The 16,223-nt window shown below is 69.6% G+C and carries 11 protein-coding genes; 5 read left to right on the forward strand and 6 right to left on the reverse strand.

Features of this window, described 5'->3' with window-relative positions; all coding sequences use genetic code 11:
• Positions 1-20: 20 nt before the first annotated feature.
• Positions 21-3,500: an efflux RND transporter permease subunit gene (locus tag ACF66B_RS16220; RefSeq protein ID WP_111429941.1), complete on the reverse strand. Its 3,480-nt coding sequence runs from the start codon at positions 3,498-3,500 to the stop codon at positions 21-23.
• Positions 3,497-4,594, reverse strand: coding sequence for an efflux RND transporter periplasmic adaptor subunit (locus ACF66B_RS16225; protein ID WP_111430002.1), 1,098 nt, complete (start codon positions 4,592-4,594; stop codon positions 3,497-3,499). The genes ACF66B_RS16220 and ACF66B_RS16225 overlap by 4 nt, the downstream gene beginning before the upstream one ends.
• A gap of 216 nt (positions 4,595-4,810) precedes the next feature.
• Here ACF66B_RS16225 and ACF66B_RS16230 point away from each other — a divergent pair, with 216 nt between their 5' ends.
• The 5 genes from ACF66B_RS16230 (at position 4,811) to ACF66B_RS16250 (ending at position 10,253) form a co-directional block, all read left to right on the forward strand.
• Positions 4,811-5,518 (forward strand): tetratricopeptide repeat protein, encoded by a 708-nt coding sequence (locus tag ACF66B_RS16230; protein WP_162683270.1) that lies wholly within the window; start codon positions 4,811-4,813, stop codon positions 5,516-5,518.
• Positions 5,519-5,536: 18 nt separating this feature from the next.
• Complete coding sequence (locus ACF66B_RS16235; protein WP_111429939.1) at positions 5,537-6,901, forward strand: PQQ-binding-like beta-propeller repeat protein; 1,365 nt, start codon at positions 5,537-5,539, stop codon at positions 6,899-6,901.
• Positions 6,902-6,965: 64 nt separating this feature from the next.
• Positions 6,966-8,414, forward strand: a complete 1,449-nt coding sequence (gene der, locus ACF66B_RS16240) for a ribosome biogenesis GTPase Der (RefSeq protein ID WP_111429938.1) — start codon at positions 6,966-6,968, stop codon at positions 8,412-8,414.
• A 316-nt stretch (positions 8,415-8,730) separates the two neighbouring features.
• Entirely contained in the window at positions 8,731-9,651 is a 921-nt protein-coding gene (locus ACF66B_RS16245) for a CPBP family intramembrane glutamic endopeptidase (RefSeq protein WP_111429937.1), read from the forward strand.
• Between the two features lie 8 nt (positions 9,652-9,659).
• Entirely contained in the window at positions 9,660-10,253 is a 594-nt protein-coding gene (locus ACF66B_RS16250) for an HD domain-containing protein (RefSeq protein WP_111429936.1), read from the forward strand.
• 27 nt (positions 10,254-10,280) lie between these two features.
• Here the strand turns inward: ACF66B_RS16250 and ACF66B_RS16255 are convergent, their stop codons facing one another.
• The 4 genes from ACF66B_RS16255 to secA all read right to left on the reverse strand — a co-directional run bounded on the left by ACF66B_RS16255 (position 10,281) and on the right by secA (position 16,024).
• Positions 10,281-10,883, reverse strand: a complete 603-nt coding sequence (locus tag ACF66B_RS16255; RefSeq protein WP_111429935.1) for a nucleoside deaminase — start codon at positions 10,881-10,883, stop codon at positions 10,281-10,283.
• Positions 10,884-10,965: 82 nt separating this feature from the next.
• Positions 10,966-12,243, reverse strand: a complete 1,278-nt coding sequence (locus tag ACF66B_RS16260) for a folylpolyglutamate synthase/dihydrofolate synthase family protein (protein ID WP_111429934.1) — start codon at positions 12,241-12,243, stop codon at positions 10,966-10,968.
• A gap of 11 nt (positions 12,244-12,254) precedes the next feature.
• Complete coding sequence (gene accD, locus ACF66B_RS16265) at positions 12,255-13,160, reverse strand: acetyl-CoA carboxylase, carboxyltransferase subunit beta (RefSeq protein WP_111429933.1); 906 nt, start codon at positions 13,158-13,160, stop codon at positions 12,255-12,257.
• An 89-nt stretch (positions 13,161-13,249) separates the two neighbouring features.
• On the reverse strand, positions 13,250-16,024 hold the full coding sequence (gene secA / locus ACF66B_RS16270; protein ID WP_111429932.1) for a preprotein translocase subunit SecA: 2,775 nt from the start codon (positions 16,022-16,024) through the stop codon (positions 13,250-13,252).
• Positions 16,025-16,223: the final 199 nt, after the last annotated feature.

Genomic DNA, 16,223 nt, shown 5'->3' on the forward strand with positions numbered 1-16,223 from the left:
GCCGAAGGGGCCGCCGCGGGTCAGGCCATGCCGCCGGCGTGGGGTTCGGCGGGCGGGATGATGCGCGTGGGGCCCGGGCGGGCCGGGTCGGTCCACTGGATCTCGGCGGTCTCGAAGCCGCGGAGGGCGCGGGCGAGGCGGCGGTCGGCGGCGGCGCGTTCGCGTTCGAGGCCGACGGCGCCCGCGAGGCGGGCCACCGCGGCATGGAAGGCCACCCAGAACCAGATCCGGGCCGCGAGCAGCGCGGGCGTGACGATGAGGGTGAGCACGGTGGCGAGCCCGAGGCCGAAGACGACGGCGGTCGAGAGCTGTTTCCACCACATCGCCGCCGGGCTGTCGATGGTGTAGCCGCCGTTCACGAAATCGACCGAGAGGCCGAACATCATCGGCGAGAGCCCGGCCATGGTGGTGATCGTGGTGAGCAGCACCGGGCGGAGGCGGGATTCCGCGGTGCGGGCCACCGCCTCGAGCCGCGGCATGAAGCGGGCGTATTCCTGATAGGTGTCGATCAGGATGATGTTGTTGTTCACGACGATGCCCGCGAGCGCGACGATCCCGGTGCCGGTCATGATGATGGAGAAGGTCTGGTTCATCACCAGCATGCCGATCAGCACGCCGGTGACCGAGAGCACGACGGCCGTGAGCACGAGGACGGCGTTGTAGAGCGAGTTGAACTGGGCGAGCAGGATCACGAACATGAGCCCGAGCGCGGCGGCGAAGGCGCTGACGAGGAAGGACTGGCTCTCGGCCTGGTCCTCCTGATCGCCGGTCCATTCCCAGTGCACGCTCGGGGGCAGCACGGCCTCGTCGGTGAGCCATGCGGTCATCGCGGCGATCTCGGCATTGGCGTTGGTGTCGGCGGTGACATCGGCCTTCACGTCGAAGTAGCGCTCGCCCTGGTAGCGGTCGATCTGGGCGAGGGCGGGCGCGGGCTTGCGGGTGATGAAGGCCGAGAGCGGCACGAGGCCGTTCTCCGTGCGCACGCGCAGGGTGTCGAGGGTCGAGAGCAGGCGGTCCTGTTCGGGCAGGCGGACGCGGATGTCGATCTCGTCGTCGGAGCTCTCGACGCGCATGGTGTCGAGGGTGATGCCGCGGGTGACGAGCTGCACCATCGCGCCGACGCTGGCGACATCGGCGCCGAAGCGGCCGGCGCGGGCGACGTCGACGTCGATCTGCCAGTCGATGCCGGGGAGCGGCCGGGTGTCCTCGATGTCGGTGAGCTGGGGCTGGGCCTCGAAGTGCCGGCGCACGGTGGCGGCGGCCTCCTGCAGCGCCTCCCAGTCGGGGCCCATCAGGCGGAGCTGGAGCGGCTTGCCCTCGCCCGGCCCCTGCTCGGCCTCGGAGATCTCGGCGATGATGCCGGGGATGCGGCTGATGCGGTCGTTGATGTCGGCGAGGATGACGTGGCCCGAGGGGCGCGTGCCCCAGTCCGAGAGCTCGATCTGGACCTGGCCGATGGTGTCGCGCGGGCCGCTGTTGCCGAGCATCTCGTTGAGCCCGCCGGCGCCGGCGAAGGCGAAGACCGCCTTCACGCCCTCGGTCTGTTCGATCTCGCGCTCGACCTCGGCGACGAGGGTGTCCTTCTCGGCGACGGAGAGGTTGCCGCGGGCGCGGACATAGGCGATCGCGCGTTCGGGTTCGGTCGGGACGAAGAACTCGACGCCGCGGTTGTGCTCGCCGTAGTAGCCGAAGATGGCGATGACGAAGCCGACGACACCGGCGATGGTGACGAAGGGCATCACCGGGTTGCCGGTGAGGAGCCGGACGAGGCGGCCAAAGGGCGAGGGGCGGTATTCGGCGCGGCCGACCGGGTCGGTGCGGCCGTGGCGCAGCGTGGCGCCGACGAGGGCCAGCGCGAGGCAGCCGGCGACGACGAGGACGAGCGCCGGTGCGATCTGGACGAGGATGAGGGCGCGGAGGCCCGCGAGGAGGACGAGGGCGGCGGGGAGGATCAGGAGCACCCTGAGCCAGCCCGGCAGCAGGCCGTGGAGCGTTGCGCCGGCGTGCTCGATCGCGCGCGAGATCCGGCCGGCGATGCCGCCGAGCACGGGGAGGTAGACGAGCGCCACCACCAGCGAGGCGGAGAGCACGAAGATGAGGGTGACGGGGAGGTTGCCCATGAACTCGCCCGCGACCCCGGGCCAGAAGAGCATCGGCAGGAAGGCGCAGAGCGTGGTGGCGGTGGAGGAGATGATCGGCCAGAACATCCGCCGGGCGCTTTCGGCATAGGCGCGCATCGGCCCCTGGCCGGCGTCGATCCGCTGTTCGGCGTATTCGGCGACGACGATGGCGCCGTCGACCAGCATCCCCACCGCGAGGATGAGGCCGAACATCACGATGTTGGAGATCGAGATGCCGAAGAGCGCGAGGAGCGCGAAGCTCAGCATGAAGGAGGTGGGGATGGCGAAGCCCACCAGCAGCGCCGAGCGGGTGCCGAGGCTCGCGAGCACCACGATCATCACGAGGCAGATCGCGGTCATCACCGAGCCCTGGAGCTGGGAGACCATGGACTGGACCTCGCGGCTGGTGTCCATGGTGAAATCGACGCGGACCGCCTGGCGCAGCTCCGCGGGCCAGGCGGCGCGGGCGCGCTCGACGGTGGCGCGGACGTCGGCCACCGTGTCGATCACGTTCTGGCCCTTGCGCTTCACCACCTGCATCGCGACGGTCGGGTCGCCGTTGAAGCGCGCGGTGCCCTCGCGATCCTCGAAGGTGAGGCGGATGTCGGCGAGATCGCCCAGGGTGACGATGCTGTCGCCGTTGACCTTGACGGGCAGGTTGAAGATGTCGGCCGGCTCGTCGAAGGAGGAGGGGATCTTGACCGAGAAGGCGCCGCTCGCGCTGTTGACCTCGCCCGCCGCGATCAGCCGGTTGTTGCGGGTGACGACGTTCACCAGCTCCTCGGCGGTGACGTTGTAGCTTTCGAGCTTCAGCGGGTCGATCAGCACCTCGAGCATCTCGTCGCGGTGCCCGGCGAGCCCGGCCTCGAGCACCTCGGGCATGGCCTCGATCTCGTCCTGCAGCTCCTTTGCAAGGCGGAGCAGCGTGCGTTCGGGCACGGCGCCCGAGAGCGAGACGACGAGGACCGGAAATTCGGAGAAGTTGATCTCGGTGATGGTGTACTGGTCGGCCCCTTCGGGGAATTCGGCCTGGGCGCGGCTCACCCGGTCGCGGACATCGGCGAGCGTCGCGCTCTTGTCCCAGCCGAACTCGAATTCGAGCGCGATGCCGGCATAGCCCTCGGCGGCGGTGGCGGAGATCTTCTTCAGGCCCTCGAGCCCGCGCAGCTCGGTTTCGAGCGGGCGGACCAGCAGCTTCTCGGAATCCTCCGCAGAGATGCCCTGGAACGGCACGGAGACGAAGAGGGCGGGGATCTCGATGTCGGGCTCGCCCTCCTTGGGGAGCGACACATAGGCATAGCCGCCCGCCAAGAGGCTGAGGATCACGAAGGCGACGATGGTGCGGGCATGGGCCGCGGCCCAGTCGACGATGCCGCTCATGGGGTGTCATCCGCGCGGGTGACGGTGACGGCCTGGCCGTCGGTCACGAAATCCTGACCGGTGACGATGACGTCGATCTCGTCGGGCAGGCCGGTGACCAGCATGCCGTCGGGCGTGTCGCGGAGCACCTCGGCGGGCGCGAAGACGGCACGGCCGTCCTCCACCACGCGCAGGCCGAGCCGGCCGGTGTCATCGAGCGTGAGGGCCGATTGCGGCACGAGATGGGCGCGGGTGCCCGAGAGGGCGACGAGGGTTTCCGCCGTCAGCCCGTCCCGGATCGAGAGATCGGCATTGGGAATCGTCGCATCGACGCGGAAGGTGCGGGTCTCGGGATCGGCGGAGCTCGAGACGAAGCTCACCCGGCCCTGAACCTGCTGGCCCGAGACGAGCCGCGCGCCGACGGGGGCGCCCACCTCGACGCGGTTGACCGCGTTTTCCGCCACGAAGCCGACGAGGCGGATCGGGTCGAGATCGATCACGGTGCCGCAGAGCGCGCCGGGCTGGAGCAATGCGCCGATCTCGGCGGTATCGTCCTCGAGCAGGCCGCCGAAGGGGGCGTGGATCTTCAGCCGGGCGAGTTCGTTCTGTGCCTGTTCGATGGCTGCCTGGGCGGCCTGAAGCGCGGCACGGTTGGCAATTGCGGTGGTTTCGGCGGTGTAGCCACGCTCCGAGAGGCGTTCGGAGGCGCGGGCATTGGCCTCGGCCTCCTTGTAGCGGGCCTCGGCCTCGGCAAGCTCGGCGGGCCGGCTGCCCGGATCGAGCTCGCAGAGCAGATCGCCCTCCGCCACGCGCGTGCCGCGGCGCAGCGGGTCGGAGATCACCCGGCCGGTCGTCTCGGCGAGCACCTCGACCCGACGGTCGGCCTCGGTGCGGCCCCGCAGCACGAGCCCGTTCGGCACCTCCTCGGCGACCAGATGGCGGACGACGACGGCGATCGGCCCGCCCGGCGTGCCCTCCGCCGCCTCCGGCGCTGCGGTTTCGGTGGCGGCCTCGGGCTCGGCGCCCGCGAGCGCCCGCAGCACGTCGCGCTGCATGATGAAGCCGTAAAGCGCGATCGCGACAAGAACGGCGGTCAGGACCGATACCCAACGCATCTTGGACTCCAACATCCCCTCGCCCGAAAAGCGGGCATCCGCGCACTCGCGTGCGATCACGTATGACAATAGTGTGCCGACGGCGCCCCGGCGGCGGACGGCGCAAGGTGAACATAAGCGCGCGGCGCGGCAGCGCAACTGTTCTCGGGGGGGCGTTGAGGCTTGGCAGGCCGAAGGGCGGGCGCTATACGCGACCCCGATGCGTCGGAGGTCGTCTTGAGCGAAAGTGATTCCTTTATCAGCGAGGTCAGCGAGGAGCTACGCCGCGACAGGTTCTACAGATTTCTCGGCCGGTGGGGCTGGTTGATCGCAGCGGTGATCCTCTTGATTGTCGGTGGAACCGGGGCGATGGAGTGGCGCAAGCACATCCGGCAGACCGAGGCCGAGGTGGCGGGCGACGCGCTGCGCAGCGCCATGGCCGAGGCCGATCCGGCGAAGCGGGCCGAGAACCTGGGCGCGCTGGCCGAGACCGATCCCGATGCCGCGCTCGTGGCCCATCTCGCGGAGGCGGGCAGCCTCGCCGAGGCCGGGGAGACCGCGCGCGCCGCGGAGGTGCTCGCCGGGGTGGCCGATGCGCCCGCGACGCCCGCGCTTTACCGCGCGCTCGCGAGCCTTGAGCGGGTGATGCTGCTCGGCCCCGAGATGCCGCGCTCCGAGCGCCTTGCGACCCTCGAGGGGCTGCTCGCGCCCGAGGCGCCGTTCCGCCCGCTTGCGCTCGAGCAGCGGGCGCTCGTGCATCTCGAGGATGGCGACAAGGCGGCGGCGATCGCGGATCTCGAGGCCGCGCTCGAGGCGCCCGGCGCGACCGATGCGCTGCAGGCGCGCGCGCGCCAGCTCATCGTTGCCGCGGGCGGTGCGCTGCCGGTCGAGGGCACGGCGGCCGGGACGGACGTGCCCGCCGACGCTGCGCCGGCCGATGGCTGAGAGCGGACGGGGGCAAAGATGACGGCAGTCTCTCGGCTGGAACCGGCGCGGAAACCCGCCAGCGCCCCGAAGGTTTTCGTGGCGCTGGCGCTTGCCGTTCTGCTGAGCGCCTGCGGCAGCAGGGACAAGCCGCTTCCGGGCGAGCGTGAGCCGGTGCGCGCGAACGAGTTCGTCGGCCAAGACACGACGCCGAACCGGGCGCGGCCGATCGCGTTGCCGCCGGCGGTGGTCAATGCCGACTGGAGCTTCCGCAACGGGTCTGCCAGCGGGCGGCCGGCGCAACAGCCGGCCTTTGCCGCCGAGCCGCGGCTGCGCTGGTCCTTCCCGCTCGGCAAGGGCGGCGGGCGGCGCGAACGGGTCACGGTGACGCCGATCGCTGCGGGCGGGCTGGTCTTCGGAATGGATGCCGAGGCGAACCTCTCGGCGGTGACGCCGCAGGGCGCACGGGTCTGGACCAAGAACCTCGTTCCTGTCGGCCAGAAGGCGGATTCGGCGCCGGGCGGCGGCATGGCGCAGGCCGGTGGCGTGCTCTTCGTCACCACGGGCTTCGGCGAGGTGCTCGCCATGGAGCCGGGGACGGGGCAGGTTCTCTGGCGAAAATCCTTCGAGGCGCCGGTGCCTGCAGCACCCGTGGTCGAGGGCTCGCGGCTCTTCGTGGTGCTGCGCGACGACACGGCGCTCGCGCTTTCCACCGCGACGGGCGAGACCCTCTGGGAGATCAAGAGTGCCGGGAAGGGCGCCGGTCTGATGGGCGGGGCGACACCCGCGGTGGCGGGCGGCCTTGCGGTCATTCCCTTCACCTCGGGCGAGCTGCGCGGGGTGTCGGTGGCGACGGGGCTCTGGGAATGGGGCACGGCGGTGACGCCGGGGCGGCCGGATCTCGCCCGCAGCTCGATCGGCGACATCACCGGCGATCCGGTGATCCTCGGCTCCGCCATCTATGCCTCGAGCCAGAACGGCCGCACGCTGCGCATGGAGCGCAGCACCGGCGCGCGGCTCTGGACCATGGACGAGGGCGCCTACGGGCCGGTCTGGCCGGTGGGCGACTCGATCTTCCTCGTCTCGGACCGCGGCGCGCTGGTACGCGCCGATGCCGCGAAGGGCGAGGAGATCTGGTCGGTCGAGCTGCCGCAGTTCCATCCCAACCACAACATCTTCGGCGACCGGATGCCGTTCCGCGCCATCACGCATTTCGGGCCGATCCTGGCCGGCGACCGGCTCTGGATCGCCAGCGGGGATGCGCGGCTCAGGGGCTTCAGCCCGACCGACGGCCGGCTGCTGACCGAGATCGAGCTGCCTGCGGGCGCGGCGGCGCCGCCGGTCATCGCCGGCGGGATCATGTATGTCGTGACCGAGGACGGCAAGCTCAACGCCTTGCAATGAGCCGGCCGCTGGTCAACCCTCGTGCCGCGGGCCCCTCCGCCTGCGGCCATGCGAAAGTCTTTTGATGTCCTTCACGCTTGCGATCATCGGCCGCCCCAACGTGGGCAAGTCGACGCTTTTCAACCGCCTCGTCGGGCGGCGGCTCGCGCTCGTCGACGATCAGCCGGGCGTGACCCGCGATCTGCGCGAGGGCGATGCCCGGCTCGGCGCGCTGCGGTTTCAGGTGATCGACACCGCCGGGCTCGAGGAGGCGACGGATGCGAGCCTCCAGGGCCGGATGCGGGCGCTTACCGAGCGGGCGATGGTGATGGCCGATGCCTGCCTCTTCCTGGTCGATGCGCGCACCGGGCTCACGCCGCTCGACCGGACGCTGGCCGAGATGATGCGCAAGCGCGACATCAAGGTGATCCTCGCGGCCAACAAGGTCGAGGGCCGCGCCGCGGAAGGCGGGATGCTCGAGGCCTACGAGCTCGGCCTCGGCGAGCCGATCGCGATGTCGGCGGAGCATGGCGCTGGGCTGGGGGAGCTCGAGCAGGTTCTCGAGCCGCTGATCAGGGCGCATCAGGATATCGACAACCTCGCCGAGCGCATCGAGCCGATCGATGACAGCGTCGACGAGGAGGGCGAGGGGGCGGAGATCCCCGAGGGCCGGCCGATCCAGATCGCCGTGGTGGGGCGGCCCAACGCGGGCAAGTCCACGCTTGTCAACGCGATCCTCGGCGAGGACCGGCTTCTGACCGGCCCCGAGGCCGGGATTACCCGCGACGCCATCGCGGTCCGCACCGAATGGATGGGCACGCCCTTCCGGATCTTCGACACGGCGGGCATCCGCAAGAAGGCGAAGGTTCAGGAAAAGCTCGAGAAGCTCTCGGTTGCCGACGGGCTGCGCGCTGTGCGCTTCGCCGAGGTGGTGGTCGTGCTGCTCGACGTGCAGATCCCCTTCGAGAGCCAGGACCTGCGCATCGCAGATCTCGCCGAGCGCGAGGGGCGCGCGGTGGTGGTCGCGGTCAACAAGTGGGATCTCGAGGACGAGAAGCCGCAGAAGCTCAACGAGCTGCGCGAGGCTTTCGGGCGGCTGCTGCCGCAGCTTCGCGGCGCGCCGATGGTGATGATTTCGGCCCTGACCGGCAAGGGGCTCGACCGGTTGCACAACGCGATCGTCAAGGCCTATGGCACCTGGAACAGCCGCATCTCGACGGCGCGGCTCAACCGCTGGCTCGCGACGCAGATCGCGGACCATCCGCCGCCCGCGCCCGGCGGCCGCCGCATCCGGCTGCGCTACATGACCCAGGTAAAGACCCGGCCGCCGACCTTCGTCGTCTTTGCCTCCATCCCCGACGCGGTGCCCGAGGATTACAAGCGCTTCCTGGTGAACGGGCTGCGCCGGGATTTCGACATGCCGGGCACGCCGATCCGGCTGTTCCTGCGCGGGGGCGAGAACCCCTACAAGGACCGCAAGAAGGTCAACATCACCTCCCTGACCAAGCATCGCACGAAGCGGGGCAAGGCATAGGCGACGGCCGGGCCGGCTGCCGGACCGAGGCCGCTTCGGAGTGGCCGGCAAACCGACCGGGGTTTCGGTCCATTTTTTCAGAGTTTCACCGTAATCCGCGGCTCGGACTGTTTCAGTCCGAGCCGTTTTCGCTCTAGAGTGCGGCCGGTTCCGGGCACATGTCGGCCGGAACGGAGGATTTCACGGCGGCCCGCCCATTCTGGCGGGCCGGGTGACTTTGGGTCTGCGATGTCGTCTGACGCGGTTGCGCTCCGGGACCGGGGCGGGACCGGGCGCGCAGGCAGATGAGCGGCAGGAACGGACGGGATACGGGCGCGTGACGGAACTCGCACCGATCGAGGCTTATGTCGCGCCGGCGCGTGCCAGACCGGCACTCTGGCGCATGCTGGCGGGCTGCGTGGTGATCTGCATCGCGTGGTTCGGCGCGCTGGTCTCCGTCGCGCCGACGCTGAGGGAATTCGCCAAGGGGCACCAGCTTCACGACCCCGCATTGCTGACGATCGGGTTCCTCTATGCCTTCGGCGGCATGATCGCGGGCACGGCGCTCGCGGTGCGGCTGTTCCAGCGCCGGAGTTTCCGGAGCGTCTTCGGGCCGGGCGGCTTCCGGCCCGGGCTCTTCGGCTGGGCGGTGGCGATCTGGGGCGGGCTCGCGCTGCTCTCGCTCGCGCTGCTCCATGATGTCCTGCCGCTCGAGCCGGGCGTTCCGTTGCCGCAATGGCTGCGCCATCTGCCCTTCGCCATTCCTGCGGTGCTGATCCAGTGCGCGGCGGAGGAGATCGCCTTTCGCGGCTATCTGATGCAATCGCTCGCCGCCCGGTTCCGGTCGCGCCTCATCTGGCTCGGACTGCCGGCGCTCGTCTTCGGCGCCTTGCATTTTGATCCGGTGACGCATGGGGCGAATGCCTGGCTCGTGGCGGCCTCTGCGGGGCTGATCGGGCTGGTGCTCGGGGATATCACCGCACGCCTCGGCAATCTCTCGGCCGCGATCGGCCTCCATTTCGTCAACAACGCGGTGGCGCTGCTGCTCGTCTCGCCACCCACCCCGCTCGGCGGGCTGAGCCTGCTGCTGCTCGACGTGTCGCAGACGGATGCGGCCGGGCTGCGGGCACTGCATCTGACGGACATGGCGACGACGCTCGTCTGCTACGGGCTCTGGCTGCTGATCTGGGGGCGGCGGCTCGGGCCGGTGCGGCTGCGGCACGCGGGCAATGGACAGGCGGGCGGCGCCGGGGAATAGTCGGCGCCATGACCCAAGAGGATTCGATTCCCGAGGACGAGCTTGCCGCCTATGCCGCGTTCTTTCGCGCCGTGGAGCCGCTCAAGGACACGCTGCGGAGCGGCTCGACCAGCGGCGGGCGGCGGGAGAGCACCGCCGAGCACAGCTGGCGGCTCTGCCTGATGGCGGTGGCGCTTGCCGAGGCGCTGCCGGAGATCGATCTCGGCCGGCTGCTGCAGATCCTCGTGATCCACGATCTCGGCGAGGCGGTGCACGGCGACATTCCGGCCCCGGCGCAGGCCGGGGACAAGACCGCCGACGAACGCGCCGACATGGCCGGTCTCGCCGGGCTTCTGCCGCCCGCCGCCGCGGCGCGGATCATGGCGCTCTGGGACGAATACAATGCCCTCGCAAGCCCGGAGGCGCGGCTGGCGAAGGGGCTCGACCGGCTCGAGACGGTGCTCCAGCATGTCCAGGGCATAGACCCGGCGGCGATCGACTACGCCTTCAACCTCTCCTACGGCCGCGAGCACACCGACCGGCATCCGCTGATCGCGGCGCTGCGCCGCCCGATCGATGCCGAGACCGAGCGGCTGGCACGGGCGCAGCGGGGCGAAGGCTGAGGCGGCCCCGGCGCGGGCTTCGGGACGTCAGTTGAGCGGGATTTCCGTATCGGTCTTGTGGGACTGGTAGGTGTCCGACATCTCGGCATAGGTCGCCTTCAGCGCCTCGACGCGGGCGAGGAAGGCGGCCCTTTCGGCCTCGGGCGCGGCCTCGATGCCCGCCATCAGGCCCGCACTCTTCCAGTAGGCGTTCTCGCGGTTGTAGCCGCCCGGCTCGAGGGTGAAGACCTCCTTCAGGATCCGGAGGTCATGGGGGATGTTGAAGCTGTCGCGGCTGTCCTCGTGGCTGAAGAGGAAATAGAAATTGTCGTAGCCGCCCCAGGTGATCGCCGAGAGGCAGAGCGAGCAGGGCTCGTGCGTGGCGAAGAAGATGCAGTCGCCGGGCGCGGGGCGATCCTCCGGCGCCATCTCGTAAAGCAGCTTCATGGTGTGGACCTCGCCGTGCCAGAGCGGGTTCTCCACCTCGTTGTTGGTGCCGGCAAGCACCAGCGAGAGGTCCGACTTGCGGAGGATCGCGGCGCCGAAGACCTTGTTGCCCTCGCGCACGCCCGCCTGTGTCAGCGGCACGATATCGTCTTCCATCACCTGCAGCAGGCGGTCGATCAGCTTCGGTTCGGGTATCGTCGTCATCGGCGGATGTCCTCGCGCTGGCCCCAGATGACATTAGGGCCAATGCTGCGCCTGCGTTCAAGCCCCGATCGCGGGCTGCGGGTCAGCCGTTTTCGCGCAGGACGCCCCCGGCGAGGTAGAGCGAGCCGCAGATGAGGATGCGGGCATGTGGCTCGACGGCGCCGATTGCCGCCACCGCGGCGGCGACGCTTTCGGCCTCGGTGGCCGCGATGCCCGCGGCGCGGGCGGCCTCGGCGGTCTCCGTGGCGGTGAGGGTCGCGGTTTCGCCGGGGATCGAGACGGCGGAGAGGCTGCGGGCGAGCGGGGCGAGCGGGCGGAGGTAGCCGCCGACGTCCTTGGTGCGCAGCATGCCGGTGACGAGGTGGAGCGGCCGGGCCGGAAGCCGGGCGAGCGCCTCGGCGAGCGCGGCACCCGCCGCCGGGTTGTGGCCGCCGTCGAGCCAGAGCTCGGCGCCGGTGGCCTCGGCGGCCTCGACCAGCGGCCCCTGGCGCAGGCGCTGGAGCCGGGCGGGCCATTCGGGGCGGCTGACGGCGGCGAGGCAGGCGGCATCGTCGAAGCCGAGCCGCCGCAGGCCCGCGATCGCGGTGCCGGCATTGGTGACCTGATGCGCGCCGATCAGCCGGGGCAGAGGCAGGTCGAGCAGGCCGTGTAGATCCTGATAGGCCATGCGGCCGTGCTCCTCCCAGACCTGCCAGTCGCGGCCGGCGAGGAGGAGGGGGGCGTCGAGCTCGGCGGCGCGGGCCTCGATCACCGCCTCGGCGATGGGATCCTGCGGCGCGATGACGGCGGGGACGGCATGCTTGAGGATGCCTGCCTTCTCGAAGGTGATCTCCTCGAGCGTCTCACCCAGATACTGCTGGTGGTCGAGAGAGACCGGGCAGATCACGCTGAGCGCCGGGCTGCCGATGACATTGGTCGCATCGAGCCGCCCGCCGAGGCCGACCTCGAGCAGGGTATAGTCGGCCGGTTCGCGGGCCATGGCGAGGATGGCGGCGGCGGTGGTGATCTCGAAATAGGTGATCGGCTCGCCGCCGTTCATCGCCTCGCAATGCGCGAGATCGGCGATGAGCTGGTCCTCGGAGATGAGCGTGCCCGCGAGCCGGATGCGTTCGTGAAAGCGCGCGAGATGCGGCGAGGTGTAGACATGGACGCGCTTGCCCGCGCCTTCGAGCCCGGCGCGCAGCATCGCCACCACGGAGCCCTTGCCGTTGGTGCCGGCGACATGGATCACCGGCGGCAGCTGCCGTTCGGGATGGCCGAGGGCCGCAAGCAGCCGCTCGACGCGGCCGAGTGTAAGGTCGATCACCTTCGGGTGCAGCGACATGAGCCGCGAAAGCACGCGGTCGCTCGTCTCGGTCATGGCCGGAAGCCTTATCTGGGCAGGGCGGGGATCGCTTCGGGCGCGGGCAGGTCGCCGAAGACGGGCGGTGTGGAATTGGTGAGGAGCCGCAGGAGCCGGGCGAGTTCCTCGCGCATCTCCTTGCGGGCGACTACCCGGTCGAGCATGCCATGGTCGAGCAGGTATTCCGCGCGCTGGAAGCCGTCGGGCAGCGTCTCGCGGATGGTTTGCTCGATGACGCGGGGGCCGGCGAAGCAGATGAGCGCGCCGGGTTCGGCGATCTGGACGTCGCCGAGCATGGCGTAGCTTGCGGTGACGCCGCCGGTGGTCGGGTCGGTCAGGACCACGACATAGGGCAGCCCCGCTTCCTTCAGCATCTGCACGGCGACGGTCGAGCGCGGCATCTGCATGAGCGAGAGGATGCCCTCCTGCATGCGCGCGCCGCCCGCGGCGGCGAAGAGCACCACCGGGCAGCGTTCCTGAACCGCGCGCTCGACGCCCGCGATGATCGCATTGCCGACCTGCATGCCCATGGAGCCCGCCATGAAGGCGAAGTCCTGGCCGATGCAGATGGTCTTCAGCCGGCCGATCTCGCCTTCGGCGACAAGCATGGCGCCGTCCTCGCCGGTCTTCTTGCGCGCCTCGCGCAGCCGGTCGGGGTATTTCTTCTGGTCGCGGAAGCCGAGCGGGTCGGCGACCGGCACCGGGACGGGGAGCTCGAGGAACACGCCGCCGTCGAAGAGCGCCCGGAAGCGGTCGCGCGGCGAGATCGCCATGTGATGGCCGCAACTCGTGCAGACGTTGAGCGCGTCTTCCAGTTCGCGGTGGAACAGCATCGTGCCGCAGGCGGGGCATTTGACCCACAGGTTTTCCGGCACCTCGCGGCGGGAAAACAGCGAATTGATCTTCGGGCGGACGTAGTTGGAGATCCAGTTCATGCGCGGGTCAGGTCCTCGGGCAGAGCGTTAACGACCTAGTTAGAACCGGGCCGGGCGGAATGCAACCGGCGCCCGCCCGGCCCGGGATCTCAGACGCGGCCGTGGCAGTGCTTGTATTTCTTGCCCGAGCCGCAGGGGCAGGGATCGTTACGGCCGGAGCGCGACCAGGTCGCGGGATCATCCGGATCGACCCCGGCGGTGCGCGGCGCGGGCATCGGCACGACCTGCGCGCCGGAGGGATCGGTGGCCTCCGCCGCGGCCGGGGCGGGCTGGGGCGCAGCCGTGGCCTCGGCGAGCTCGGGATGGCTCGCGGCCTGTTCCTTCGCCTCGGCCTCTGCACGGGCCTGCATCTCGGCGATCATCGCCTGCTGCTGCTCGGACGTCATGATCTGGACATGGGCGAGCATGCGCGTCACCTCGATGCGCAGCCGGTTGAGCAGGCTCTCGAAGAGCTGGAACGCCTCGGTCTTGTATTCGTTGAGCGGATCGCGCTGGGCGTAGCCGCGGAAGCCGACGACGGAACGCAGATGGTCGAGCGTCACCAGATGCTCGCGCCAGTTCTGGTCGATCACCTGCAGCAGCACCTGCTTCTCGACGCTGCGCATGGCCTGGGCGCCGTAATGCGCCACCTTGGCCGCCATCAGGCGATCGGTCTCGGCGATCAGGCGTTCGGAGATCGTCTCGTCATCGACGCCCTCCTCGTCGGCCCAGGCCTGCAGCGGCAGATCGACGCCGAAGATGCGCCGGACCTCTGCGTTCAGGCCCTCGATGTCCCACTGATCGGCATAGGCGCGGGCGGGCACATGCTCGGTGATGAGATCCTCGATGACCTGATGGCGCATGTCGCGGGTGATCTCGGAGAGATCCTCCACCTCCATGATCTCGCGGCGCTGGGCGAAGATCGCCTTGCGCTGGTCGTTCATCACGTCGTCGAACTTGAGGAGGTTCTTGCGGATGTCGAAGTTGCGTGCCTCGACCTTGCCCTGAGCCTTCTCGAGCGCCTTGTTGACCCAGGGATGAACGATGGCCTCGCCTTCCTTCATGCCGAGCCGGCCCAGCATCGAATCGAGCCGGTCGGAGCCGAAGATGCGCATCAGGTCGTCTTCGAGCGAGAGGTAGAAGCTCGTGCGGCCCGGGTCGCCCTGACGGCCGGAGCGGCCGCGGAGCTGGTTATCGATGCGGCGGCTCTCGTGGCGTTCGGTGGCGAGCACGTAGAGCCCGCCGGCGGCCAGCGCCTTGGCCTTGGCCTCGGCGATCTGGGCCTCGACACGGGCGCGGATCGCCGCCGGATCGGCATCCTCGCCGGCGGTCTCGAGCTCGTCGAGCACGCGGGCATCGACGTTGCCGCCGAGCTGGATGTCGGTGCCGCGGCCGGCCATGTTGGTCGCGATGGTCACCGCGCCGGGCACGCCCGCCTCGGCGATGATCTTTGCTTCCTGCTCGTGGTAGCGCGCGTTCAGCACGTTGTGCGGCACTGAGGCGGCCTTGAGCATGCCCGAGAGCAGCTCGGATTTCTCGATCGAGGTGGTGCCGACGAGGATCGGCTGGCCGTCCTCGTGGGCGCGCTTGATCTCGATGACGATCGCCTCGTATTTCTCGCGCGCGGTGCGGAAGACCTGGTCGTCGTCGTCCTGGCGGATCACCGGCCGGTTCGTCGGCACCTCGACCACACCGAGATTGTAGATTTCCTGGAATTCCTCGGCCTCGGTCGCCGCGGTGCCGGTCATGCCGCCGAGCTTCTCGTAGAGCCGGAAGTAATTCTGGAAGGTGACGGAGGCGAGGGTGACGTTCTCGGGCTGGATCGAGACGCCTTCCTTGGCCTCGATCGCCTGGTGCAGCCCCTCGGAGAGGCGGCGGCCCGACATCATGCGGCCGGTGAACTCGTCGATGAGTACGACCTCGCCGTTGCGCACGATATAGTCCTTGTCGCGCTTGAAGAGCACATGGGCGCGCAGGGCCTGGTTGACGTGGTGGACGAGGTTGGTGCTCTCGGGATCGTAGAGCGTGGCGCCCTCGGCGAGGATGCCGTCCTCGAGCAGGCGGCGTTCGAGGAACTCGTTACCCTCTTCGGTGAAGGTTGCGCCGCGCTGCTTCTCGTCGACCTCGTAATGCTCGGGCTGGAGCTCGGGCACGAGCTTGTCGATCGTCCGGTAGAGCTCGGAGCGGTCCTGGCTCGGGCCGGAGATGATGAGCGGCGTGCGCGCTTCGTCGACGAGGATCGAGTCGACCTCGTCCACGATGGCGAAATAGTGGTCGCGCTGCAGAACCTGGTCGAGGCTCGACTTCATGTTGTCGCGCAGATAGTCGAAGCCGAGCTCGTTGTTGGTGGCGTAGGTGACGTCGGCGTCATAGGCCACCTTCTTCTCGGGCTCCGCCATGCCGGGCACCACGACGCCCACGGTCATGCCGAGCGCATGGTAGACGAGGCTCATCCATTCCGCGTCGCGCCGGGCGAGGTAGTCGTTCACCGTCACCACATGCACGCCGCGGCCCGCGAGCGCGTTGAGATAGACCGGCAGTGTCGCCATCAGCGTCTTGCCCTCGCCGGTCTTCATCTCCGAGATGTTGCCCTGATGCAGGAAGATCCCGCCCATGAGCTGCACGTCGAAGGGCCGGAGCCCGAGGGTGCGCCGCGCCGCCTCGCGGGCGTTGGCGAAGGCCTCCGGCAGGAGGTCGTCAAGGGTCTCGCCCTTGGCGAACCGCTCGCGGAATTCCGCCGTCTTGCCGATGATCTCCGCGTCGCTCAGCGCTGTGAATTCGGGTTCGAGCGCGTTGATCTGCTCCACGAGCGGGCGGGTAGCCTTGATCTTGCGGTCGTTCGGCGTGCCGAACACCTTCTTTGCGATCGTGCCCAGTCCCAGCATTACCTGTCGTCCTCAATGTCCTGTCCGGCGGGACCGTTTCGCGCGCCCCGGCGGATATGCTCCGGCCCACCGAAATGTCATGACGGGGGCGCTTGTCCACCGGCGCCGATCGGTCTAAGTCTGCCGCGAGGCGCGTCCGGCCCATGTCCGAACCGGGTTGGGATGTAAGCGGCAGGGCCGCGCCTGTCAACGCCGCCGC

Source organism: Amaricoccus sp. B4, from assembly GCF_043226085.1.
In the GTDB taxonomy this organism is placed as follows: Bacteria; Pseudomonadota; Alphaproteobacteria; order Rhodobacterales; family Rhodobacteraceae; genus Amaricoccus.

What these genes read in the sequence shown, in the direction of transcription:
- ACF66B_RS16220 (WP_111429941.1), bottom strand. Translation starts at nt 3,500, where the DNA reads ATGAGCGGCATCGTCGACTGGGCCGCGGCCCATGCCCGCACCATCGTC.
- ACF66B_RS16225 (WP_111430002.1), bottom strand. Translation starts at nt 4,594, where the DNA reads ATGCGTTGGGTATCGGTCCTGACCGCCGTTCTTGTCGCGATCGCGCTT.
- ACF66B_RS16235 (WP_111429939.1), top strand. Translation starts at nt 5,537, where the DNA reads ATGACGGCAGTCTCTCGGCTGGAACCGGCGCGGAAACCCGCCAGCGCC.
- der (WP_111429938.1), top strand. Translation starts at nt 6,966, where the DNA reads ATGTCCTTCACGCTTGCGATCATCGGCCGCCCCAACGTGGGCAAGTCG.
- ACF66B_RS16250 (WP_111429936.1), top strand. Translation starts at nt 9,660, where the DNA reads ATGACCCAAGAGGATTCGATTCCCGAGGACGAGCTTGCCGCCTATGCC.
- ACF66B_RS16255 (WP_111429935.1), bottom strand. Translation starts at nt 10,883, where the DNA reads ATGACGACGATACCCGAACCGAAGCTGATCGACCGCCTGCTGCAGGTG.
- ACF66B_RS16260 (WP_111429934.1), bottom strand. Translation starts at nt 12,243, where the DNA reads ATGACCGAGACGAGCGACCGCGTGCTTTCGCGGCTCATGTCGCTGCAC.
- accD (WP_111429933.1), bottom strand. Translation starts at nt 13,160, where the DNA reads ATGAACTGGATCTCCAACTACGTCCGCCCGAAGATCAATTCGCTGTTT.
- secA (WP_111429932.1), bottom strand. Translation starts at nt 16,024, where the DNA reads ATGCTGGGACTGGGCACGATCGCAAAGAAGGTGTTCGGCACGCCGAAC.